The organism is Phycicoccus sp. DTK01 (assembly GCF_017312765.1).
Classification (GTDB): Bacteria; Actinomycetota; Actinomycetes; order Actinomycetales; family Dermatophilaceae; genus Phycicoccus; species Phycicoccus jejuensis.
The window spans coordinates 233,944-256,848 of record NZ_BOPU01000004.1 but is presented as its reverse complement, the minus strand read 5'-3'; the positions used below and the strand labels follow the sequence as shown (position 1 = coordinate 256,848).

Here is a 22,905-nt window from a genome sequence, read left to right as displayed (position 1 = left end):
CCCATGGGGTAGACGCAGAACTACTACGACGAGTAGTAAAGAACCATGACCGGAACCCAGAAGCACCTGCTGGTCCTCGGCGCCGGGACCGCCGGGACGATGATCGTCAACAAGCTGCGCAAGCGGCTGCCCCGCGAGGCGTGGACCATCACCGTCGTCGACCGCGACGACGTCCACGACTACCAGCCGGGCTACCTGTTCATCCCCTTCGGCATCACCACCCCCGAGCAGGTCCGCAGGACCAAGCGCCCCTTCATCCACGACGGCGTCGACGTCGTCATGGGGACGGTCGAGCGGGTCGACGCCGACGCCCACGAGGTGCGCCTCGAGGACGGCCGCGTCCTGCCCTGGGACCAGCTCGTCATCGCCACCGGCACCTCGCCCCGCCCCGACCAGACCGAGGGGACCCTCGGCCCCCAGTGGCACCACGAGGTCGGCGAGTTCTACACGTACGAGGGCGCCCTCGCCCTGCACGAGCAGCTCGACACCTTCACGGGCGGCCGCCTCGTCGTGCACATCACCGAGCTGCCGATCAAGTGCCCGGTCGCGCCGCTGGAGTTCACCTTCCTCGCCGACGACTGGCTGCGGCAGCGCGGCCTGCGCGAGCGCACCGAGCTCGTCTTCGTCACCCCGCTCGACGGTGCGTTCACGAAGCCCGTCGCGAGCCGGACGCTCGGGAGCCTGCTCGAGGAGAAGGGCATCACCGTCGAGCCCGACTTCATGGTCGAGCGGATCGACCAGGAGCGGAAGGTCATCGTCTCCTTCGACGAGCGGGAGGTCGCCTACGACCAGCTCGTCACCGTGCCGCTCAACATGGGCGCGGACTTCGTCGGCACGTCGGGGCTCGGCGACGAGCTCAACTACGTGCCGGTCGACAAGCACACCTTCCTCGCGCACGGGTACGACGACGTCTTCGCCCTCGGCGACGCGAGCAACATCCCGACGAGCAAGGCGGGGTCGGTCGCGCACTTCTCGGTCGAGGTCTTCGTCGAGAACTTCGTCGAGCACGTCGCCGGCCGGCCGATGACCCACTCCTTCGACGGGCACGCGAACTGCTTCGTCGAGTCGGGCCACGGCAAGGCCCTGCTCCTCGACTTCAACTACGACACCGAGCCCCTGACGGGCACCTTCCCCCTCCCGAAGGTCGGCCCGATGCGGCTGCTCGGGGAGTCGCGCGCCAACCACCTCGGCAAGCTCGCGTTCCGGCACATCTACTGGAACGCCCTGCTCCCCGGTCGCCCGCTCGGCCTGCCCGCCGAGATGTCGATGGCCGGCAAGAACCCCGCCTGAGCCCCACGGAAAGGACACACCGCGATGACCACCACGACGATCGCCGGCCACCAGGTCGAGATCAACGAGGAGGGCTTCCTCACCCGCCCCGACGAGTGGAGCGAGGACCTCGCCCCGGAGCTCGCCGGCCTCATCGGCCTCCGGCTCGGCGACGAGCACTGGAAGCTCATCCACTTCCTGCGCGACGACTTCGCCGCCCAGGGCGAGACCGCCACCCTGCGCCGGGTCTCGACGCAGACCGGGACGCCCGTCAAGCAGCTCTTCGCGCTCTTCCCCGGCAAGCCCGCCAAGAAGATGGCCTACGTCTCCGGCCTGCCCAAGCCCAAGGGATGTGTCTGACATGACCGCCACCGACACCGCACCCGTCGTCGTCCCCTCGTTCGACGACGCCGTCGACAGCGGGCGCAAGCTCGCGATCATCTGCTCCAAGGGCAACCTCGACATGGCCTACCCGGGTCTCATCCTCGCCAACGCCGCCGTCGGCGAGGGCGTCGAGACGCACATGTTCTTCACCTTCTGGGGCTTCGACATCATCACGCGCGCGACGATGGCCGACCTCAAGTTCAGCTTCGTCGGCAACACGGCGATGCACCCGCCGGGCCACAGCGGCGTGGGGATCCACCACATGCTCGGCGCCCTGCCGGGGGCCACGGCCGCGGCGACGAGGATGATGAAGAAGCAGATCGCCGACCTCGACGTGCCCGACGTGCCGGAGTTCCTCGAGCTGCTCAGCGGCTCCGGGGTGCACATGTGGGCCTGCCGGATGTCGGCCGACATGAACCACGTGACCGAGGACGACCTCTACGAGGGCGTCGAGGGCATCATCTCGGCGAGCGACTTCATCGAGCTCACCGACGGCGCGCAGCTGCTGTTCATCTGAGGGGGCGGCGCGCACGACAGCCCGGCGGGACCCTGTCACCCGCCGGGCCGTTCGCGCGTCGTCAGATGTCGAGGACGGTGGCCGGACGCTCGGTGCCCGGGACCGGCGCGAGGTAGACCGTCGAGAGGCGGGCGACCCGCACCGTGACCGACCACGGCTGGTCGTTCCAGGGCGTCGGCTCGGCGGACACGACGACGCCGCCCTGGCTCGGGCTGCCGGCCTCGTCGTAGCCGCTCGTGTCGAGGACGACCTCCCAGTCGCCGGAGCGCGGGACGCCGAGGCGCACCCACTCCTTGTCCTCGCCGCTGTAGTTGACGGCCGTGACGACGACGTCGCCGGTGCCGTCGGACCGCTCGTGGCGCAGGTACGACAGGAGGTTGCCGGTGTTGTCGTCGGCGTCGAGCCACCGGAAGCCGGCGGGCTGCTCGTCGAGCGTCCACAGGGCGGGGTGCGCGCGGTAGAGCGCGTTGAGCTGCTTCACCAGGGCGTGCACGCGGTGGTGTGCCGCGTGGTCGAGGAGCCACCACTCGAGCGAGCGCCCGTCGGCCCACTCCTGCGGCTGGGCGAACTCCGAGCCCATGAACAACAGCTGCTTGCCGGGGTGGCTCCACATGTAGGCGAGGAAGGCCCGCAGCGTCGCGAGCTGCTCGGGCCGCTCGCCGGGGATCTTCGTCAGCAGCGAGCCCTTGCCGTGGACGACCTCGTCGTGGCTGATGGGCAGCACGAAGCTCTCGCTGAAGGCGTACATGAGCGAGAAGGTCAGCAGGTTGTGGTGGTACTGGCGGTGGACCGGCTGCTCCTGCAGGTAGCGCAGGGTGTCGTTCATCCAGCCCATGTTCCACTTGAGACCGAAGCCGAGGCCGCCGGCGGACGTCGGGCGGGTGACGCCCGGCCAGGAGGTCGACTCCTCGGCGATCGTGACGATGCCGGGCACCCGCTTGTAGGCCGTCGCGTTGGCCTCCTGGAGCAGCCCGATGGCCTCGAGGTGCTCGCGGCCCCCGTGGACGTTGGGGATCCACTCGCCGTCCTTGCGCGAGTAGTCGAGGTAGAGCATCGAGGCGACGGCGTCGACCCGCAGGCCGTCGACGTGGAACTCCTCGAGCCAGTAGACCGCGTTGGCGACGAGGAAGTTGCGCACCTCGAGCCGGCCGAAGTCGAACACGTGCGTGCCCCAGTCGGGCTGGTCGCCGCGGCGCGGGTCAGGGTGCTCGTAGAGGGGCAGGCCGTCGAAGCGGGCGAGGGCCCACTCGTCGCGCGGGAAGTGCCCGGGCACCCAGTCGAGGATGACCCCGACGCCGGCGCGGTGCAGGGCGTCGACGAGGTACTTGAAGTCGTCGGGGTCGCCGAAGCGCGCGGTCGGGGCGTAGTAGCCCGTCACCTGGTAGCCCCATGAGGGACCGTACGGGTGCTCCATGACGGGCAGGAGCTCGACGTGCGTGAACCCGAGGTCGGTCACGTAGTTGACGAGGTGCTCGGCGAGCTCGCGGTAGCCGAGGCCCTGGCGCCACGAGCCGAGGTGGACCTCGTAGACACTCATCGGGCCGGTGTGCGGGTCGCGCGAGGCGCGCTGCTCCATCCAGGCGGCGTCGTCCCACGCGTGGGTGCTCTCGTCGACGACGGAGCCGGTGCGCGGCGGGCACTCGGTGCGGCGGGCCATCGGGTCGGCCTTGGCGCGCACGACGTCGTCGGCGCCGCGGATCTCGTACTTGTAGACCGCGCCCGCGCCGACGCCGGGGACGAAGAGCTCCCAGACGCCGCTGCTGCCGAGGTGGCGCATCGGGTGCACGCGCCCGTCCCAGCCGTTGAAGTCGCCGACGACGCGGACGGCCTTGGCCCGCGGGGCCCAGACCGCGAAGGACGTGCCGCGGACCTCGCCCATCGGGCCCGGGTAGGTGTGCACCCGGGCGCCGAGCACCGTCCACAGTTGCTCGTGCCGGCCCTCGCCGACGAGGTGGAGGTCGACCTCGCCGAGGGTCGGGGCGAAGCGGTAGGGGTCGTCCTGCTCGTGCTCGATGCCGTCGTCCCACGCGACGAGGAGGCGGTAGTCCATCGTGCGCGTCGTCTCCGGCCGGACGGCGGTCCACACGCCCTCGGCCTCGTGCTCGAGCGCGAGCTCCTCGCCGTCCTCGAAGCGCACCCGCACCGAGCGGGCCATCGGCCGCAGGACGCGGATGCGCAGGCCCGCCGGCTCGAGGTGCTGGCCGAGCAGGTCGTGCGGCTGCTGGTGGCGGCCCTGGACGAGCGCGGTGATGGCGCCTCCGACCTCGGGGCTGGGGGAGGGGGTCACGAGAGATCTCCTTGCGGCGGGGTGGCGGGGGAGAAGCGGGCGGTCAGCCGGGTCACGGCGTCGAGAGGGACCGCGAGCCACTCGGGTCGGTTGCGGGCCTCGTAGACCACCTCGTAGAGCGCCTTGTCGAGCTCGAAGGCGGCGAGCACGGCGGCACGGTGGCGGGGGTCCTCGCCGGCCTCGGCGGCGTACCCGTCGAGGAAGGCGTCCTGGGCGGCGGTGACCCACGAGCGGGCGGAGCGGCCGACGACGCGCTCGAGCGTGCCGCCGACGTAGTCGAAGCTGCGGAGCATCCCGGCGACGTCGCGGACCCACTGGTCGGGCAGCACGCGCTCGGCGAGCGGACGCAGCGGCTCGCCCTCGAAGTCGAGAAGGACCCAGCCGCGCTCGGGGGAGCGCAGCACCTGGCCGAGGTGGTAGTCGCCGTGGATGCGTTGCAGCGCAGGCCAGTCGGCCGCCGCGGCAGCAGCGAGGACGGCCTCGACGGCCGGCGCCTCGGCCGCGAGCCCGGGCACGGCGGCGACGGCGGCGTCGAAGCGCGAGCGCATGCTCGCGAGGATGGCGTCGACCTGCTCGGGGGTCGTCGGGCTCGTGCCGAGCACGCCGGCCAGGGTGCGGTGCACCTCGGCGGTGGCCTCGCCGAGCTCGCGGGCCGGGCCGGTGAAGTCCGTGCCGTCCTCCGCGGCGCGCAGCGCGACCCGCCAGGCGTCCTCGACGCCGGGCAGGAACTCCTGCGCGAAGGCGAGGTGGCCGTGGGCCGGGCGGTCGCCCTCGGGGCCGGGGTGCGGCCAGGCGCCGGTCACCGCGCCCACGACCCCGGGCACGCGGCGCGAGCCGGCGTCGACGAGGGCGCCCTGGAGCACGACGTCGGGGTTGTCACCGGGCGAGAGCATCCGGAAGACCTTGACGATGAGCGGCACGTGGGCGCCGGACTCGTCCTCGGTGTCGAGGATGACGGAGGTGTTGGACTGCTCGCCGGTGAGGACCCGGGACGAGCGGACGCGGACGGCGGAGGTCCAGCTCGGCTGCGGCACACCCGAGACCGAGTCGTCGACGGCGTCGGAAGCCGACGACGACGCGGCCGGGACCCGCCCCTGGACGAGCTCGAGGAGCTGCGCGGCGTAGGCCGGGTCGTGCGGCGCGTCGTACACCCACCGGCGGCCGAGCACCGAGTGCTCTCTGGTGCCCACGAGCGCGTGGTCGGCGGACGCCAGCGGCTCGCCGCGGTAGGTGAGCGGCACCTGGTAGACGACCGGCTCGTCGCCGGACTCGTCGACGACGACCATCGTCTCGATGCCGACCTCGCCGGCCGGGTCGTCGAGCCGCCACGCCGCGAGCCGACGCACCCTGGGGCGCCGGCCCTTCGCGGCGTACCAGCGCTGCTCACCCATCCACTCCTCGACGAGCTCCTGCTTCGAGGGGGTGAGGCTCGCGCCGGTGTGAATCTCAGCCACGGTCGCTCCCGGGCGGCGGGTCGAGCGCCAGCCAGAAGAAGTCGCGCGAGCCGAGGGTGACGGTGAGGGTGCCGTCGGCGGAGACGTCGGGGAACCCGGTGCCGCCGAACAGGTCCCGCGTCTCCCAGCCGGCGAGCTCCTCGGGGAGCGTCACCGTCGTGGCCTGCGGGCGGGAGGAGAGGTTGTTGATGCAGAGCACCGCCTTGGCCGAGCGGTCCTCGACGTCGCGGTCGCGCCGGTCGACCCGGGTGTAGGCGAGGACGCGGTCGTGCGTGGAGTCGCAGACCGTGAAGTCACCGAGCCCGAAGACGGGGTGCTCGCGGCGGACCGCGAGCATGCCGCGCACCCAGTGCAGGAGCGAGGAGCCCGAGGCCATCTGCGCCTCGACGTTGACGTGGTTGTAGTGGTGCACCAGCGACTGCACGACGGGCAGGTAGAGCTTGCCGGGGTCGGCGGTCGAGAAGCCGGCGTTGCGGTCCGGGGTCCACTGCATCGGCGTGCGCACCGCGTCGCGGTCGTCGAGCCAGATGTTGTCGCCCATCCCGATCTCGTCGCCGTAGTAGAGGCACGGCGAGCCGGGCAGCGAGAGCAGCAGCGCGTGGATCAGCTCGATCTCGGGGCGGCTGTTGTCGAGCAGCGGCGAGAGCCGCCGCCGGATGCCGACGTTGGCGCGCATCCGGGGGTCCGGCGCGTACCAGCCGTACATCGCGGCGCGCTGCTCCGGCGTCACCATCTCGAGGGTCAGCTCGTCGTGGTTGCGCAGGAACGTGCCCCACTGCGTGCCGGCCGGGATCGCCGGGGTGTCGGCGAGGACGTCGATGATCGGCGACGCCTTCTCCTCCCGCAGCGCGTAGTAGAGCATCGGCATGACGGGGAAGTGGAAGCACATCTGGCACTCCGGCGACTCGTCGGTGCCGAAGTAGTCGACGACGTCGCGCGGCGGCTGGTTGGCCTCGGCGAGCAGGATGCGCCCCGGGTACTCGGTGTCGACCATCCGGCGCAGCGAGGCGAGGAAGTCGTGCGTCTTCGGGTGGTTCTCGCAGTTGTGCCCCTCCTCCTCGTAGAGGTAGGGCACGGCGTCGAGCCGGAAGCCGTCGATGCCCATGTCCATCCAGAACCGGACGGCGTCGAAGATCGCCTCGTGCACGGCCGGGTTCTCGAAGTTGAGGTCGGGCTGGTGGCTGAAGAACCGGTGCCAGAAGAACTGGCGACGGATCGGGTCGAAGGTCCAGTTGGACGTCTCGGTGTCGATGAAGATGATCCGCGCGTCGGTGTAGCGGTCGTCGGTGTCGGACCAGACGTAGAAGTCGCCGTACGGGCCGTCCGGGTCGCTGCGCGAGGCCTGGAACCACGGGTGCTGGTCGCTCGTGTGGTTCATCACGAGGTCGGTGACGATGCGGATGCCGCGGGCGTGCGCCTGGGTGATGAGCTCGCGGAACTCCGGCAGCGTGCCGAACTCCGGCAGCACCTGCGTGTAGTCGGAGATGTCGTAGCCGCCGTCGCGCAGCGGGCTCGCGTAGAACGGCGGCAGCCAGAGGCAGTCGATGCCGAGCCACTGGAGGTAGTCCAGCCGGTTGATGATGCCCTTGAAGTCGCCCTCGCCCGAGCCCGTCGAGTCGCCGAAGGCGCGCACGAGGACCTCGTAGAAGACGGCCGTGCGGAACCACTCGGGGTCGTGCCGCAGGCCCGGCTGGTTCATGCCGAGGCCGGGGGTGCTGTGCCCCATCCCGGGGATCGCGCTCACCAGGGCCTCCTCAGCTCGACGACGTGACAGGGTTCGACCTCCGGGCCGAGGCGGACGTAGACGTCGCGCTGCCACGTCCACTTCTCGCCGGTCACGAGGTCGTGGGCCTCGAACGAGTCGCCCGGCTGGAACCCGAGCGCCGGCATGTCCAGGCGCAGGGTCGTGGCCCGGGTCGAGTGCGGGTCGAGGTTGGCGACGACGAGGACGACGTCGTCGGAGCCGTCGTCGAGGACGCGGCGCTTGGAGAACGCGATGAAGTTCTCGTCGTCGACGTGGTGGAACTCGATGTTGCGCAGGCGGTGCAGCGCCGGGTGGGCGCGGCGCGCCTCGTTGAGCATGGTCAGCCAACCCGCCAGGGACTGGCCCTCCTTCGGGCCGCCGGGCTCGTAGTCCGCCCAGCCGCGGTCCTTGAACTCGTACTTCTCGTTGTCGATCTGCTCCTCGGCGCCGGGGCGGGCGACGTGCTCCATCAGCTCGTAGCCGGCGTAGATGCCGTAGGTCGGCACGAGGGTCGCCGCGAGGGCGCTGCGCACCTTCCACGCCGCCGGGCCGCCGAACTGCATGTACGGCGTGAGGATGTCGTGGGTCGTCGGCCAGAACGAGGGCCGCATGTAGTCGGCCGCCTCGCCCGAGAGCTCCTGGAGGTACTCGCGCAGCTCGGGGGCGGTGTTGCGCCACGTGTAGTACGTGTAGCTCTGCTGGAAGCCGACCTTGGCGAGCGTGTGCATCATCGCCGGCTTCGTGAAGGCCTCGGCCAGCCAGATGACGTCGGGGTGGTCCGTCGCCACGTCGGCGATGATCCACTGCCAGAACTCGACCGGCTTGGTGTGCGGGTTGTCGACGCGGAAGATCTTGACGCCGTGGTCGATCCACACCTGGACGACGCGACGCACCTCGGCGTAGATGCCCGCCGGGTCGTTGTCGAAGTTCAGCGGGTAGATGTCCTGGTACTTCTTCGGCGGGTTCTCGGCGTAGGCGATCGTGCCGTCGGCGCGCGTCGTGAACCACTCCGGGTGCTCGGCGACCCACGGGTGGTCGGGGGAGCACTGGAGGGCGAGGTCCATCGCGACCTCCATCCCGAGGCGCTCGGCCTCGGCGACGAACGCGTCGAAGTCGGCGAAGGTCCCGAGATCGGGGTGGATGGCGTCGTGGCCGCCGTCGGGGGAACCGATGGCGTACGGGCTGCCGGGGTCCTCGGGGCGCGCGTCGAGGGTGTTGTTCGGGCCCTTCTTCGCGGCCTGACCGATCGGGTGGATCGGCGTGAGGTAGACGACGTCGAACTTCATCGCGGCGATGGCCGGCAGGCGCTCGGCGGCGGTGCGCAGCGTGCCGGTGACCCAGCGGTGGTCCTCCGCGTCGTAGCGGGCGCCCTCGCTGCGCGGGAACAGCTCGTACCAGGCGCCGTAGAGGGCGCGCTCGCGCTCGACGAGCAGCGCGTGCTCGGCCGACGGCGAGACCATGTCGCGCAGCGGGCGGGCGCCGAGCTCGAGCTCGACGGCCGCGGCCGTGCCGGCCTTGAGGCGCACGAGGTCGGGGCGGCTCGCGTCGCGCAGGGTGCGGATGGCGTCGACGAGGACCTTCTCCTGCTCGGGGGTGCGGTCGACCTCGTCGAGGGCCCGCTCGAGGACGAGGGCGCCCTCCTCGAGCATCAGCTCGGTGTCGACGTCGGCGGCGACCTTGATCGTCGCGTCGTGCTCCCAGGTGCCGTAGGGGTCCGACCAGCCCTCGACCCGGTAGGACCACCAGCCGGTGCGGTCGGGGGTCACGCGGGCGACCCACGTGTTGAGCCCCTCGTTGGTGCACGTCATCGGCACGTGGTGCTCGGCGCCGTCGGGGTCGGTGAGCACGACGGTCGCGTTGACCGCGTCGTGGCCTTCCCGGAACACGGTCGCGGAGACCTCGAGATCCTCCCCGACGACGGCCTTCGCGGGGCGCGCCCCGTGGTCGACGACGGGGCGGACGTCCTGGACCGGGATGCGGCCGATCGGGACCTGGGGCGGGGCGGTGCGGAGGGCATCACTCACCCCACCGAACCTACACGGACGCGGGCGGGTGGCGCGGGTCGCGTCACCCGCCCGCGTCCGCGTCGTGGTCAGGCGCGCCAGATGCGCTCGAGGTAGTCGCGCATCGAGCGGTCGGAGGAGAAGAACCCCGAGCGCGCGACGTTGAGGATGGCCGAGCGCGACCAGGCGTCCTCGTCGCGGTAGGCGGCGTCGACGCGGGCCTGCGCGTCGAGGTAGGCCTGGAAGTCCGCAAGGGCCATGAATGCGTCCTGGTGGAGCAGGTTGTCGATGACCGGGGCGACGGCCTGGCGGTCGCCGTCGGTGAACCGGCCGCTCGCGAGGAGGTCGATCGTGCTGCGCAGGCGCGGGTTCTCCTCGTAGTAGCTCGAGGGGGAGTAGCCCGGCCGCAGCCGCTCGACCTCCGGCTCGGTCATCCCGAAGAGGAAGAAGTGGTCGTCGCCGACGAGCCGGCGGATCTCGACGTTCGCGCCGTCGTCGGTGCCGATGGTCAGCGCGCCGTTGAGGGCGAACTTCATGTTGCCCGTGCCGGAGGCCTCCTTGCCCGCGAGCGAGATCTGCTCGGAGAGGTCGGCGGCCGGGATGAGCTTCTCGGCGAGGGTGACGTTGTAGTTCGCCGGGAACGCGACCGAGAGCCGGCCGGCGACGACGGGGTCGGTGTTGACGACGTCGGCGACGGCGTTGATGAGGAAGATGATCTCCTTCGCCATGTGGTAGCCGGGGGCCGCCTTGGCGCCGAAGACGAAGGTGCGCGGGACGATGTCGTCGGCGGCGACGCGGCCGGAGACGACGTCGTCGTAGAGCGAGACGATGTGGAGCAGCTTGAGGGTCTGGCGCTTGTACTCGTGGAGGCGCTTGACCATGACGTCGAGCATCGTGTCGCGGGGGATCTCGAGCCCGTCGCGGACCTTGAGCAGGTCGTGCAGCCGCTCCTTGTTGGCCTGCTTGACCCGGCGGAACTCGGCGCGGAACGAGGCGTCGTCGGCGTAGGGCTCGAGCTCGCGCAGCCGGTCGAGGTCGGTGACCCAGCCCTCGCCGATCGTGTCGTTGAGCAGCTCGGAGAGCCGGCGGTTGGCGAGGCGCACGAACCGGCGCGGGGTGATGCCGTTGGTGACGTTGGTGAACTTCTCGGGCCAGAGCTCGCTGAAGTCGGGGAGGACCTTGTCGCGCAGCAGCTGGCTGTGCAGCTCGGCGACGCCGTTGACCTTGGAGCCGGCCACCGTCGCGAGGTAGGCCATCCGGACCGAGCGCTCGGGGTACTCCGCGATGACCGACATCCGGCGCACCCGCATCTCGTCGCCGGGGAAGGCCGCGCGGACCTCCTCGAGGAACTCCTCGTTGATCCGGTAGATGATCTCGAGGTGGCGGGGCAGCAGCCGGCCGAGGAGCTCGACGGGCCAGACCTCGAGCGCCTCGGGCAGCAGGGTGTGACAGGTGTAGGCGAAGCACTTCTGCGTGATGCTCCACGCCTCGTCCCAGTCGAAGCCCTTGCGGTCGACGAGGATGCGCATCAGCTCGGGGATGGCGATCACCGGGTGGGTGTCGTTGAGCTGGAACATGATCCGCTCGTTCAGGCGGCGCAGGTCGAAGTCCGCCGGCAGCGTGTTGTCGATGAAGTCGTGCAGCGAGCACGCGACGAAGAAGTACTGCTGCTGCAGGCGCAGCTCCTTGCCCTGCGGCGTGGAGTCCTCGGGGTAGAGGACCTTCGAGATGTTCTCGGCGAAGGTCTGGGCACGCACGGCCTGGGCGTAGTCGCCGGAGTTGAAGATCTGCAGGTCGAACGCCTGGGTGGCGCGGGCGCTCCACAGGCGCAGGGTGTTGACGACGCCGTTGCGGAAGCCGGGGACCATGTAGTGGTAGGGCATCCCGAGGACGTTCCAGTCGGGCGTCCACGTGGTCCGCTCGGTGCCGGCGTCGTCCGTCGTCGTGGTCGTCGAGCCGCCGAAGCCGACGAGCACCTGGCGCTCCGGGTGCGGGAACTCCCAGGGGCTGCCGAGCGAGAGCCAGGAGTCGGGCCGCTCGACCTGGCGGTCCTCCTCGAAGGTCTGGCGGAAGATGCCGTACTCGTAGCGGATGCCGTAGCCGATGCAGGGGACGTCCATCGTCGCGAGGGAGTCGACGAAGCAGGCCGCGAGCCGGCCGAGGCCGCCGTTGCCGAGGCCGGGCTCCACCTCCTGGGCGCGCAGCGTCGCGATGTCGATGCCGCAGCGGCGCATCGCCTCCTCGGCGATGTCCTGGAGGTTGGTCGCGAGGACGTTGTTGCCGAGCTGGCGGCCGAGCAGGTACTCGGCCGAGAGGTAGCCGATGGTCTTCTGCTGCGCCTGGCGGCGGCGCGCGCCCGTCTCGAGCCAGTCGGCCATGAGGTAGCGGCGCACCGTCCGGGCCAGCGCGAGGTACTGGTCGTTGACGGTCGACTGCGACAGGAGCGTGCCCTGGCTGTAGTTGAGCTCGGCGAGGAAGGTCTCGACGAAGCCGTCGACCGTCGTCGCCGGCTGGACGACCGGGCCGTTGGCCAGCGGGTGCGTCGTGCGGAACTCCGGACCGATCCGGCGGGCGTCGGTCGACGGCGACTCGTCGGAGACGAGGGAGCTCGTGGGCACGGTGTCGGTCATCGGTGCTCGTCCTTCGGGCATGAGGTGGGTCGGGCGCGGCGACGGTGGTGCGCTGACACAGGGTAGCGACCTCGTGCGGAAACGCTTGCACACTCGGGGGGTGGCGCGCAGCCCCTCGACCGGATGCCGGTCAGCCGGCGCGGGTGAGGAGGTCGGGCGTGACGTCGGCGAGCGTGCGGACGCCGGTCAGCGCCGCCGTGAGGTCGAGCTCGGCGGCGATGTTGCGCAGGACCTCGCCGACGCCCTCCTCGCCGGCGAGGGCGAGCCCGTAGACGTGCGGGCGGCCGATGCCGACCGCGGTGGCGCCGAGGGCGAGCGCGACGAGCGCGTCGACACCGGTGCGTACCCCGCTGTCGAAGAGGACCGGCGTGCCGGGGGCGCGCTCGCGGACGGCGGCGACGACGCCGGGCAGCGCGTCGAGCGCGGCGACGGTGCGGTCGACCTGCCGGCCGCCGTGGTTGCTGACCCAGAGGCCGTCGACCCCGAGGTCGAGCGCGCGGGTGGCGTCGTCGGGGTGGAGCACGCCCTTGAGGACGACCGGCAGGCTGGTCAGCTCGCGCAGGCGGGGGAGGTCCGCCCAGGTGAGCGAGGGGCGGGAGAAGACGTCGAGGAAGGTCTCGACGGCGGCTCGCGGCACGGGGGAGCGGAGGTTGTCGCGGGTGCCGCCGGGGTGGTTGCGGCTCATCGCGAGGAGGGTGCGGACGGCGGCGGGGGTGGGGCGCGGGCTCGGTCCGGCCGGGCGGGCGGAGGCGGCGGCGACGCGCTCGGCGACGAGGCGCGCGAAGACCGGGTCGGAGGTGTACTGCGCGATGCCCTCGCCGCGTGCGAAGGGGAGGTGGCCGAGGTCGAGGTCGCGGGGGCGCCACCCGAGGTAGGCGGTGTCGAGGGTGACGACGAGGGCCTCGGCGCCGCAGGCCTCGGCGCGGTGGACGAGGGAGGCGGCGAGGTCGTCGTCGCGGCTCCAGTAGAGCTGGTACCAGAACGGGCTGCCGGCCAAGGCCTCCGCGACGGTCTCCATCGGGACGCTCGCCTGGGTGCTGAGCACCGGTGTGACGGAGGCGTCCCGGGCGGCGCGGGCGACGGCGAGGTCGGCGTCCGGGTGGGCGGCGGACAGCACGCCGACGGGGGAGACGAGCAACGGCGTCGCGTGGCGGCGGCCGAGGACCTCGACGGAGACGTCGCGCTCGGAGGTGTCGACGAGCAGGCGCGGGACGACGCGCCACCGGTCGAACGCCTCGCGGTTGGCGCGGGCCCCGGCCTCGCCACCGGCCGAGCCGGCGACGTAGGCGAAGCCGCGGCGCGACATCACCGTCTCGGCGGCCTCCTCGAGGCGGGTGCCGTCGGTGGGGACGGCCGGGCGGCGACCGAAGGATCCCGCCCGGTAGATCGCCGCCTGCGCCACGCGTCCGATGCCCTCTGCCACCTGCCTGGGTGCTGCCGCCATGCCCGACTGTCTACACGGTGCGGTGCGCGGGGGTGGGAGCACACACCATCCAGCCGGGCGGTGACCGGTCGGCCGGTCCGAGGGCCCGCCGGGCGAACCGGGCGACCGGGCCCGGGCCGGACGCCCTAGGGTCGTGCCGTGCAGCGTTTCGTGTGGGTCGCCTGGGGTCTTCTCGTCGTCGTCGTCGACCTGCCGCTCGCCGGCTGGGACGTCCTGCCGGACCTCGTCGGCTACGCGTGGGTGATCATCGGCCTCGCCGGCGCCGCGAGCGTCCACCCGGCGTTCGTCCGGGCGCGGGCGGCCGCCGTCGTCGGCATCCCGGTCTGGGCGTTCCTCGGCACGCCGCTGTTCGCCGCGCCGCGGTTCGGCACGCTGCTGCTCACCGCCCTGACGGTCGAGATCGTCGTCGTGACGCTGCTCGTCCACCAGCTCTGCAGCGGCATCCTGGCCACGGCCCCGGCCGACGACCCCGACTCGGCCCGCTGGGCGCGCATCCTGCGCGTCGCCGCGGTGGTCGTCGGTGTCCTCCTGCTCGTCGCGCTCGTGCTCACCGCCGGCGGGTTCGGCCTCTACCCCCTGGCCTTCCTCGCGAGCGTCGTCGTCGGCGTGCTCACCGTGATCCTGCTCCAGCGCGTCGCGCGCGCCGGGTGGATCGCCGCCGCCTGAGGCCCCCGCGGCCGTCAGGCCGGCGCGTAGAGGCGCACCGACGGCCCGGCGACGAGCACCGTGCCCTCGTGCGGCGCGTCCAGCGCCTGCGGGCGCTCCCACGCGCTGTCCCAGAGCAGGCGGTGGGGACCGGTGGGCAGCGTCACCTCGGTGTCGCCGACCCCGCCGTGGACGACGAGGAGCGCCGCGCTGCTGCCGTCCACCGGCGGCGCGAGGGCCATCTGGAGCACGCGGGTGCCCTCGCCGTGCCAGCGGTCACCCATCGGCCGGCCGTCGGCGGCGTACCAGGCGACGTCGAGCGTCCCCTCGTCGTCGACCTCGCGGCCGGTCAGCCAGGTGCGCTGGCGCAGGACGGGATGGGCCCGGCGCAGGGCCAGCAGGTGCTTGGTGGTCTCGAGGAGGTCCTCCTGCCAGGGCGCGAGCTCCCAGTCGACCCACGACACCTCGTTGTCCTGGCAGTAGGGGTTGTTGTTCCCGCGCTGGGTGCGTCCCATCTCGTCGCCGGCGGTGAGCATCGGCACGCCCTGCGAGAGCAGCAGGGTCCCGAGCAGGGCGCGGACGGCGCGCGTCCGGGCCGCCAGCACCGCGGGGTCGTCGGTCGGCCCCTCGACCCCGTGGTTCCACGACCCGTTGCCGTCGGTCCCGTCGCGGTTGTCCTCGCCGTTGGCCTCGTTGTGCTTGCGGTCGTAGGCGACGAGGTCGGCGAGGGTCATCCCGTCGTGCGCGGTGACGAAGTTGACCGAGGCGGTCGGGCCGCGGTCACGGGCCCCGAACAGGTCGCGCGAGCCGGACAGCCGGGTCGCGAGCTCGCGCGCGTCGTGCCCGCGCTCGCCGAGCGACTGCGCGCGCACGTCCCCGACCCAGAAGCGCCGGGCGGTGTCGCGGAAGCGGTCGTTCCACTCGAGGAACGGCGGCGGGAACTGCCCCGTGCGCCAGCCGTGCATCCCGAGGTCCCAAGGTTCGGCGACGAGCACGACCCGGGAGAGCACGGGGTCGGTGCGCAGCGCGACGAGGAACGGGTGGTCGGGGTCGTAGTCGTCACCGCGACCGCGGCCGAGGGCGACGGCGAGGTCGAACCGGAACCCGTCGACGCGGTAGGTCTGCACCCAGTGCCGCAGGCTGTCGAGGACCATCCGGCAGACGACCGGGTGGCGCAGGTCGAGGGTGTTGCCGCAGCCGGTGACGTCGATGTCGCGCCCGCGCTCGTCGAGCCGGTAGTAGGCGCGCTGGTCCAGGCCGCGCCACGAGAGCATCGCCCCCGACCGGCTCTGCTCGGCGGTGTGGTTGTAGACGACGTCGAGGACGACCTCGATGCCCGCGGCGTGGAGCAGCTTGACCATGCCCTTGACCTCGTCGACGACCCCCTGGGGGTCGGACGCGGCGGCGTAGCGCGCGTGCGGCGCCATGAACCCGAGCGTGTTGTAGCCCCAGTGGTTGGTCAGGCCGCGCTGCACGAGGTGGGGCTCGTGGGTGAAGGCGTGGACGGGCAGCAGCTCGACGGTGGTCACCCCGAGCGAGAGCAGGTGCTCGACCGAGGCGGGATGCGCGAGACCGGCGTACGTGCCGCGCAGGTGCTCCGGCACCCCCGGCAGGAGCATCGTCTGGTTACGCACGTGCGCCTCGTAGACGACCGTCTCGCTGCGCGAGCGGCGCGGGCGGGCGTCGTCGCCCCAGTCGAAGGAGTGGTCGACGACGACGCCGCGCGGGACGTGCCCCCGGCTGTCGAGCGGCGAGCGCTGCTCGAGGTCCCCGCGCCACCGTTCGTCGACCCGGTGGCCGTACACCTCCGGGCCCCACGCCACCTCGCCCTCGACGGCGCCGGCGTAGGGGTCGAGGAGCAGCTTGGCCGGGTTGTGGTGCAGCCCGTGGTCGGGCGACCACGGGCCGTCCACCCGCACGCCGTAGCGCGTGCCCGGCCCCATCCCCGGGACGAAGCCGAACCACCAGCCGTGGGCGCGCTCGCGCAGCGGCACCCGCCGCTCGCTCGTGCCGGCGGTGTCGCCCGGCTCGAAGAGGCAGACGTCGACGGCCTCGGCGTGCCCGGCGTACACGGCGACGTCGGCGCCGCCCGGGACGAGCGTCACCCCGGGGGGCGGCGGCAGGTCACGGGTCGTCGGCCCGGGCGGGGCGGGGCGGGTGGGCACGGCAGGACCCTAGCCGGGCGGTCGCGCGGGCGTGGGGGTGTCGGTACGGGTCAGGCGCGCAGGGCCTCGGCGAGCTCGCGGACGTGCTCGACGAGGAGGTTCATGTCCTCGTCGGTGTGCGCGAGCGAGACCAGCCACTGCTCGTCGAGGCCGGGCGGCGTGAGGATGTTGCGGTTGACGCCCCACAGCCACGACAGCTCGGCCATCGCGAAGTCGGTCGCCTTGTAGTCGCGGTAGGTGCGCACCGGCGCGGTCGACCACGTGACGCAGCCCTTGACGCCGAGGCCGACGGTGTGGGCCGGCAGCTCGAAGGTGTCGATGACGTCGTCGATGGCCGAGAGGGCGCGGACGTTGATCGCCTCGGTGGCGGCGAGGGCCTCGGGGGTGCAGATCTCGTCGACGGCCTTCGCGGCGGCCATGACGAGCGGGTTGCCGTTGTAGGTGCCGAAGTGCGCCATCCGGCCGTCGACGACGACCTCCATGACCTCGCGGCGGCCACCGAACGCGGCGAGCGGCAGGCCGCCGCCGATCGACTTGGCGAGGGTGATGAGGTCGGGCTTGACGCCGAGGCGCTGCGCGGCGCCCGCGTACCCGGCGGTGAGGCCGGTCTTCACCTCGTCGAAGAGCAGCACGACGCCGTGCTCGTCGCACAGATCTCGGACACCGGCGAGGTACCCGGCGTCGGGGACGACGATCGAGAGGTTCTCGACGACGGGCTCGACGACCATGACGGCGATCTCGCGGCCGTGCTCGGTGAGGATCGCGCGCAGGCGGTCGAGGTCGTTGTAGGGGACGACGTGGACGGTGCCGGCCTCGACGTCGAACGGCACCTCGGGCACGGGGGCCTCGGCCGGGCCGATGTCCTCGAGTGCGGGCTTGACCGACACCTGGAGGGCGTCGTAGCCGCCGTGGTAGCCACCCTCGATCTTCACGACGGCCTTGCGGCCGGTGTAGGCACGGGCGGCGCGGATCGCGTACATCAGCGACTCGGTGCCGGAGTTGGTGAAGCGGATCATGTCGAGGCCGAAGCGCTCGCAGAACCGCTCGCTCATCTCGGTCGCCTGCGGGGACGGGGTGACGAACAGGGTGCCGGTGTCGGTCAGCGCGCGCTGCACGTGCTCGACGACGGTCGGGTTGAGGTGGCCGACGAGCATCGCGCCGAAGCCCATCGACAGGTCGAGCATCCGGCGGCCGTCGACGTCGGTCAGCCAGGCGCCCCGGGCGGAGGCGACCGAGACGGGGTAGGGGTCCCAGTGCTGGAAGGAGGAGGTGACGCCGAGCGGCAGGGTGCGCGCGGCGCGGGTGTTGTGCTCGCCGGAGGCCGGGGTGCTCGCCGCGAAGCGCTCCCACTCGGCCGCGAGGAGGGAATCGACGCGCGCCGGGTCGACCGGGCGGCTGCTCGCCGGGAGGCGGCGGTAGGTGGCCGGGTCGTGGGCGGGGTACGGGCGGGCCGGGGTCTCGGTCGCGGACATCGTCGCTGCTCCTGGGGTGGTGGAATCCGTGGCGACGGGGCCGTCAGGCTACCCATCACAGAGGTCTGGGGCCGAATGTACTACCGGATCCGGGGTCGGGGCGAGTCCTGAGGGCCGCATCGTGCCTCGACGGCGGCCCCGGTCCGGCCCACCCGGCCCGGTCGCGCCGTCGGGTACGGTCGATACGGTGGGGCCATGACCGACCCCACCTCGCTGCCCAACTTCCCGCCGCCCGCGAACGAGCACCCGCTGCGCGGCCGGGTCCTCGACGTCCTCGTCGACCTCGGGCTCGCCCCGAACCTCGACGGCGACGGTGACGTGGCCTTCACGGTCAACGACCAGCAGCTCTTCGTCCGCTGCACCGAGGGCGACGTCGAGATCATGCGCCTGTTCGGCCAGTGGCAGATCCAGGACGAGCTGACCGCCGACCGCCTCAAGCTCCACGAGACGTGCAACGAGATCAACCTGCACATGAACCACGTGAAGACCGGCATCGCGGGCACGACCCTCGTCGTCACCGGCGAGCACGTCGTCACCCCGGGCGCGGACCTCTCGACGCTCACCCAGGTCTCGATCCAGGTCGTCCTCTCCGCCGTGCACCTGTGGCACCAGCGCATCCTCGGCATCGACCCCGAGACCGGCCAGCCGATCGAGGACGGGCAGTGACCGAGCTCGTCCGCCTCGAGGTCGCGGACGGCATCGGCACCATCCGGCTCGAGCGGCCGCCGATGAACGCGCTCAACGCCGAGATCCAGCACGGCCTCGTCGCCGCGTGCCGCGAGGCCGCCGAGCGCCGCGACGTCGCCGCCGTCGTCGTCTGGGGCGGCGAGAAGGTCTTCGCGGCGGGCGCCGACATCAAGGAGATGGAGACGATGTCGTACACCGACATGGTCGACCACTCCGCGCTGCTCCAGGACTTCACGAAGGCGCTCGCCGGCCTGCCGAAGCCGACCGTCGCCGCCATCACCGGGTACGCCCTCGGGGGCGGCTGCGAGGTCGCGCTCGCGTGCGACTGGCGGGTCGCCGCCGACGACGCCAAGCTCGGCCAGCCCGAGATCAACCTCGGCATCATCCCGGGGGCCGGCGGCACGCAGCGCCTCGCGCGGCTCGTCGGACCGGCGAAGGCCAAGGACCTCGTGTTCTCCGGCCGCTTCGTCGACGCGCAGGAGGCGCTCGCCATCGGCCTCGTCGACCGGGTCGTCCCGGTCGCCGAGGTGTACGAGAGCGCCCGCTCCCTCGTCGCGCGCTACGTCGGCGGCCCCGCCTACGCCCTGCGCGCCGCGAAGGAGGCCATCGACCGGGGTCTCGAGGTCGACCTCGAGACCGGTCTCGAGATCGAGCGCGTGCTCTTCGCCGGCCTCTTCGCGACGAAGGACCAGTCCACCGGGATGCGCCACTTCGTCGAGAAGGGCAAGGGCCCGGCCCCGTTCGAGGGCGCCTGACCCTCCGGCCTCGGCCCACCTGAAGGCGTCACGCGACCCGGCGCAGCCCGGCGAGCTTGGCGGCGGCGGTCGCGGCGTGCTCCGGGCGCCCGTCGGCGACGAGGTCCTCGAGCAGGTCCTCGATGCGTCGGGGCACCTGGAGCCCGTCGCGGCCGTAGTGCCAGACCTCGTCGAGCGCGAGGTCGAGGAGGCGGGCGAAGGTCGTCGGCCGGTCCACGACCCGGACCGCGCCCGACCCGTCGACGAGGAGGTTCGAGCGGTCCGGCCGCAGCGCCGCCACCCGGAGGATGCGGTGCAGCTCGTCGAGGACCTGCACGGCCGTCGTCGGGTCGTTGACCCCGGGGGAGAGGGCCCGCTCGGCGATGTCGACGAGCTGGCGCACCCCGAACTCGGGGTCCTGGGTCATGCTGCGCTCCCGGCCGAGGCCGATGGCGTCGCGGACGGCCTCGGCGAGGTCGTCGTCGCGGCGACCCCCGTGGACGACCGCGAGCACCTGGCCGCGGTGCCGGACCTCGCCGAGGCGGGTGCGCAGCTCGACGACCGCGCCCGTCCGCTCGGCACACTCGACGAGGGCGCTGAGGTGCACCCGCGAGACGACGCCGTGCTCCGACCCCGTCGTCACCGTCACCCCCGGACCGTCACCCTGCGACCACGTCGGGGGCACCGCGGAGGTGTCGTCCCACTCCTGCGCCGACCCGCGCTCCAGGGCCTCGACGGTGAGCCGCGCGATCCGGTCGACGACCTGGTCGACGCGGATGGAGTCGGTGATGTGGTGGATGAACGCGAGGAAGAGGGCGACGCTCGCGAGGACCAGCACGAAGGCGACGGTCACCGACAGCTGGGGCACGAACGGCCCGTCACCCCCGCGCACGTCGCGCAGCACCATGAGCGCGAAGACGAACGAGGAGATGAAGACACCGAGGGTCACCTGCACCACGCGGCTGCCGAGGAACGTGGAGAGCAGCCGCGGCGTGAACTGGCTGCTCGCCAGCTGCATGACGACCATCGTGATCGAGAAGACCAGCCCGGTCACCGAGATCATCGCGCTGGCGATCGTCCCGAGCAGGCTGCGCGCGGAGTCCGCGTTGCCGCCGAAGAGGACGTCGACGTCGCCGAGCAGGTGCTCGTCGACGAGGGGGAGGGTGGCGCCGGCGAGCACCGTCACGACGACGACGGCGGAGGGGAGCGCCCAGAAGGGGCGCCACAGCGACTCCCACCAGCCGACGGTGACCGGGTCCCCGACGGGACCGACGGTGCGCCGCACGGTGCCCGGCCCGGTACCGCCCTCGTCGCTCATCCACCGATCCTGTCAGACCGTCGGGGGCGTGGCGCGGACCGTCAGGCGCGGGGGAAGGACGAGCGGACGAGGACCCGGCCGTCGTCGCCGAGGACCTCGAAGCCGCTCGCGCGCTCGCGCAGCACCGACGAGTTGAGGTTGCAGCGCATGGTGCGCTCGCCCGTGCCGACGAACTCGCCGGCCGGGAACTGTGTGCCGTCCGGCCCGAGGACGACGACGCGGTAGCGGTCCCCGGCCGTGAAGCCGCTCGCCGTGAGCTTGACCTCGACCCCCCAGGTGTGGGGGACCAGCCCGGCGGACGCGACGACGCCCGGGGCGCCGACGGCGACCGGGACGGCCTCGAGCGGGACCGCGGGGGCCGCGGGCTCGGCCACGAGACGCGTCACGCCGAGGGTGAGGACCGCACCCACCGCGGCCGCGACGAGCAGCGTCCCGGCCCGACGGGCAGCGCCACCCGGACGAGATCCGCGCCGGGCGTCGGCGGCCACCGCCGCGGAGACCCGGTCGCCGAGGTCGGCCGGCGGGAGCGGGAGGGCCGGCCGGGAGCCGCGCAGCCCGGTCAGCGCGGCCGCGACCGGGGTGAGCGCGGCGAGCTCCGCCGTGCAGGAGGCGCACCCGTCGAGGTGCGCCTCGAGCGCCGGGACCTCGTCCGGGGGGAGGTCGCCGAGGACGTACGGGCCGAGGGCGGTCCGCAGCGCCTCGTGGTCGGTCGGCGTGCTCATCGCTCCACTCCCATCTCCTCCATCGCGACCCGCAGGGCCTTGAGACCGTAGAAGACCCTGCTGCGCAGCGTGCTCTCCGGGATGCCCAGCTCGGCCGCCACCTCGCCGTAGGGCCGGCCGGCGAGGTGGGTCTCGGTGAGGGCCTGCCGGTGGGCCTCACCGAGGCGGCCGAGCGCCTCCTCGACGAGCCACGTGTGCAGCAGGGCGTCCCAGCCGTCGGTGGCGGGCGCCGCGCCCTCGAGGCCCTCGTGGTCGGCGAGGTCGCGCAGCCACGGACGCGCCTGGCGCACCCGGTGCAGGTCGATGACGACGTTGCGCGCGATGCCGAAGAGCCAGGTGCGCAGCGCGGCGACCGCCGGGTCGTAGCGCTCGCGGGCCCGCCAGGCACGCAGGAAGGTCTCCTGGACGGCGTCCTGGGCGAGGCCGCCGTCGCCGAGGCCCCGCAGCGCGAACCGGTAGAGCTCCGCGCCGTGGGCCGCGTACGCCGCCCGGACGTCCTCCTCGGTGAGCGAGGAGGACGTCCGGGGGCGGCGCACGAGCATCCGACGGCCCCGGTCAGCGACCCGTCGGGACCGCGAGGTCGAGCACCTGGGTGCCGCGCGGGAACCAGCCCTCCCGGGTGGCCTTGCCGGTGAGCACGTCGACGCGGTACAGGCCGGCCTTCCCGCCGACCTCGAGCGCGGCGTACGCACGGTTCTTCCGGTCGATGTCCATGCCACCGCGGGTGGCGTCGACGCCGAGCGAGCCCGTCGGGGCCAGCGAGCCGGCGTTGGCCGGCGACTGGACGACCACCTGGTCGGCCTTCGTGTCGATGTCGAGGAGCGTCGTCGCGGTCGCGGCGTCGGTGTCGGGGTTGGTGTACGCGGCGGCGGTCACGCCCGTCGACGGGCCGGTGGCCCCGGTGACGGTGAGCGGGGTGTCGGCGATCGTCGTGCCTCCGGGGTTCACGTCGTGGCGCAGGTTCTGGCCGGTGTCGCTGATGACCCGCAGGCGGTCGGCCGCGGGGTTGAAGTCGACGCCGAAGTGCTTGCCCTCGAGGGCGACCGTGAGCCGGTTGACGAGCGTGGCCTTCGGCGCCTTGGTGAAGAGCAGGCGCCGCTCGGGGACGGTCACCGTGTAGACGCCGCCGCGGTCGCCGACGGCGTAGAGGCGCCCGTCGGCCGGACGGTGGTCGATACCGACGAGGCGCGTGTCCTGGGTCAGGCCGGTGACGGCGCCGAGCGAGCGGGCCGAGCCCGGACGGTCGAGGTCGACGGCGACCAGCGTCCTCGCGCCCGCCAGTCCGACGGCGTCGGGGGAGGGCAGGAGGGTGGCGGTGGCGGCGGGCGCCATCGGGAGGGCGAGGGCGGCGGTGAGGACGCCGGCGGCGGCGAGGCGGGTGCGGTGCATCGGGAGCTCCTTCGGTCCGTGGGCTGGTACCGGTGGATACG

18 protein-coding genes are annotated in these 22,905 nt (G+C 72.7%); 6 read left to right on the top strand and 12 right to left on the bottom strand.

Going from position 1 to position 22,905, the window contains the following annotated elements; translation table 11 throughout:
* Positions 1-45 precede the first annotated feature (45 nt).
* Genes J3473_RS11250 through J3473_RS11240 form a run of 3 tightly spaced genes read left to right on the top strand, consistent with a single transcriptional unit; the run spans position 46 to position 2,170 of the window.
* A complete protein-coding gene (locus tag J3473_RS11250) occupies positions 46-1,290 on the top strand; it encodes an NAD(P)/FAD-dependent oxidoreductase (protein ID WP_207023438.1) in 1,245 nt (414 codons plus the stop codon).
* Positions 1,291-1,314: 24 nt separating this feature from the next.
* Positions 1,315-1,629, top strand: coding sequence for a TusE/DsrC/DsvC family sulfur relay protein (locus tag J3473_RS11245; protein ID WP_207023435.1), 315 nt, complete (start codon positions 1,315-1,317; stop codon positions 1,627-1,629).
* Position 1,630: 1 nt separating this feature from the next.
* The gene (locus tag J3473_RS11240) at positions 1,631-2,170 is read left to right on the top strand and encodes a DsrE/DsrF/DrsH-like family protein (RefSeq protein ID WP_207023433.1); all 540 of its coding nucleotides are present in this window, start codon (positions 1,631-1,633) and stop codon (positions 2,168-2,170) included.
* A gap of 61 nt (positions 2,171-2,231) precedes the next feature.
* Here J3473_RS11240 and glgB read toward each other — a convergent pair whose 3' ends face one another.
* From glgB to J3473_RS11210, 6 genes are all read right to left on the bottom strand, one after another.
* A complete protein-coding gene (gene glgB / locus J3473_RS11235) occupies positions 2,232-4,457 on the bottom strand; it encodes a 1,4-alpha-glucan branching protein GlgB (protein ID WP_207023431.1) in 2,226 nt (741 codons plus the stop codon).
* A complete protein-coding gene (locus tag J3473_RS11230) occupies positions 4,454-5,911 on the bottom strand; it encodes a phosphotransferase (protein ID WP_207023429.1) in 1,458 nt (485 codons plus the stop codon). Before J3473_RS11230 ends, glgB begins: the two co-directional genes overlap by 4 nt.
* On the bottom strand, positions 5,904-7,637 hold the full coding sequence (gene treS / locus J3473_RS11225; protein WP_207023632.1) for a maltose alpha-D-glucosyltransferase: 1,734 nt from the start codon (positions 7,635-7,637) through the stop codon (positions 5,904-5,906). Before treS ends, J3473_RS11230 begins: the two co-directional genes overlap by 8 nt.
* 14 nt (positions 7,638-7,651) lie before the next feature.
* On the bottom strand, positions 7,652-9,679 hold the full coding sequence (locus J3473_RS11220; RefSeq protein ID WP_207023427.1) for an alpha-1,4-glucan--maltose-1-phosphate maltosyltransferase: 2,028 nt from the start codon (positions 9,677-9,679) through the stop codon (positions 7,652-7,654).
* A gap of 68 nt (positions 9,680-9,747) precedes the next feature.
* A complete protein-coding gene (locus J3473_RS11215) occupies positions 9,748-12,288 on the bottom strand; it encodes a glycogen/starch/alpha-glucan phosphorylase (protein WP_207023426.1) in 2,541 nt (846 codons plus the stop codon).
* Positions 12,289-12,418: 130 nt separating this feature from the next.
* Positions 12,419-13,732: an alpha-hydroxy-acid oxidizing protein gene (locus J3473_RS11210; RefSeq protein WP_207023424.1), complete on the bottom strand. Its 1,314-nt coding sequence runs from the start codon at positions 13,730-13,732 to the stop codon at positions 12,419-12,421.
* 138 nt (positions 13,733-13,870) lie between these two features.
* Between J3473_RS11210 and J3473_RS11205 the strand changes: the two genes are divergently transcribed.
* The gene (locus J3473_RS11205) at positions 13,871-14,398 is read left to right on the top strand and encodes a hypothetical protein (RefSeq protein ID WP_207023422.1); all 528 of its coding nucleotides are present in this window, start codon (positions 13,871-13,873) and stop codon (positions 14,396-14,398) included.
* 14 nt (positions 14,399-14,412) lie between these two features.
* Here the strand turns inward: J3473_RS11205 and glgX are convergent, their stop codons facing one another.
* Together glgX and J3473_RS11195 are read right to left on the bottom strand one after the other, a co-directional pair.
* The gene (gene glgX / locus J3473_RS11200; protein WP_207023420.1) at positions 14,413-16,542 is read right to left on the bottom strand and encodes a glycogen debranching protein GlgX; all 2,130 of its coding nucleotides are present in this window, start codon (positions 16,540-16,542) and stop codon (positions 14,413-14,415) included.
* Between the two features lie 50 nt (positions 16,543-16,592).
* Entirely contained in the window at positions 16,593-18,014 is a 1,422-nt protein-coding gene (locus J3473_RS11195; protein ID WP_207023418.1) for an aspartate aminotransferase family protein, read from the bottom strand.
* Between the two features lie 195 nt (positions 18,015-18,209).
* On the opposite strand from J3473_RS11195, the gene J3473_RS11190 reads away from it, so the two are divergent.
* Together J3473_RS11190 and J3473_RS11185 are read left to right on the top strand one after the other, a co-directional pair.
* Positions 18,210-18,680 (top strand): YbjN domain-containing protein, encoded by a 471-nt coding sequence (locus J3473_RS11190; RefSeq protein WP_207023414.1) that lies wholly within the window; start codon positions 18,210-18,212, stop codon positions 18,678-18,680.
* The gene (locus J3473_RS11185) at positions 18,677-19,456 is read left to right on the top strand and encodes an enoyl-CoA hydratase/isomerase family protein (protein ID WP_207023412.1); all 780 of its coding nucleotides are present in this window, start codon (positions 18,677-18,679) and stop codon (positions 19,454-19,456) included. Before J3473_RS11190 ends, J3473_RS11185 begins: the two co-directional genes overlap by 4 nt.
* A 28-nt stretch (positions 19,457-19,484) precedes the next feature.
* On the opposite strand, the gene J3473_RS11180 is transcribed toward J3473_RS11185, so the two are convergent.
* Genes J3473_RS11180 through J3473_RS11165 form a run of 4 tightly spaced genes read right to left on the bottom strand, consistent with a single transcriptional unit; the run spans position 19,485 to position 22,864 of the window.
* The gene (locus J3473_RS11180) at positions 19,485-20,753 is read right to left on the bottom strand and encodes a DUF2254 domain-containing protein (RefSeq protein WP_207023409.1); all 1,269 of its coding nucleotides are present in this window, start codon (positions 20,751-20,753) and stop codon (positions 19,485-19,487) included.
* A 41-nt stretch (positions 20,754-20,794) separates the two neighbouring features.
* Positions 20,795-21,475 (bottom strand): zf-HC2 domain-containing protein, encoded by a 681-nt coding sequence (locus J3473_RS11175; protein ID WP_207023405.1) that lies wholly within the window; start codon positions 21,473-21,475, stop codon positions 20,795-20,797.
* On the bottom strand, positions 21,472-22,011 hold the full coding sequence (locus tag J3473_RS11170; RefSeq protein WP_207023403.1) for a sigma-70 family RNA polymerase sigma factor: 540 nt from the start codon (positions 22,009-22,011) through the stop codon (positions 21,472-21,474). The genes J3473_RS11175 and J3473_RS11170 overlap by 4 nt, the downstream gene beginning before the upstream one ends.
* A 19-nt stretch (positions 22,012-22,030) precedes the next feature.
* On the bottom strand, positions 22,031-22,864 hold the full coding sequence (locus J3473_RS11165; RefSeq protein ID WP_207023400.1) for a DUF4394 domain-containing protein: 834 nt from the start codon (positions 22,862-22,864) through the stop codon (positions 22,031-22,033).
* Positions 22,865-22,905 lie beyond the last annotated feature (41 nt).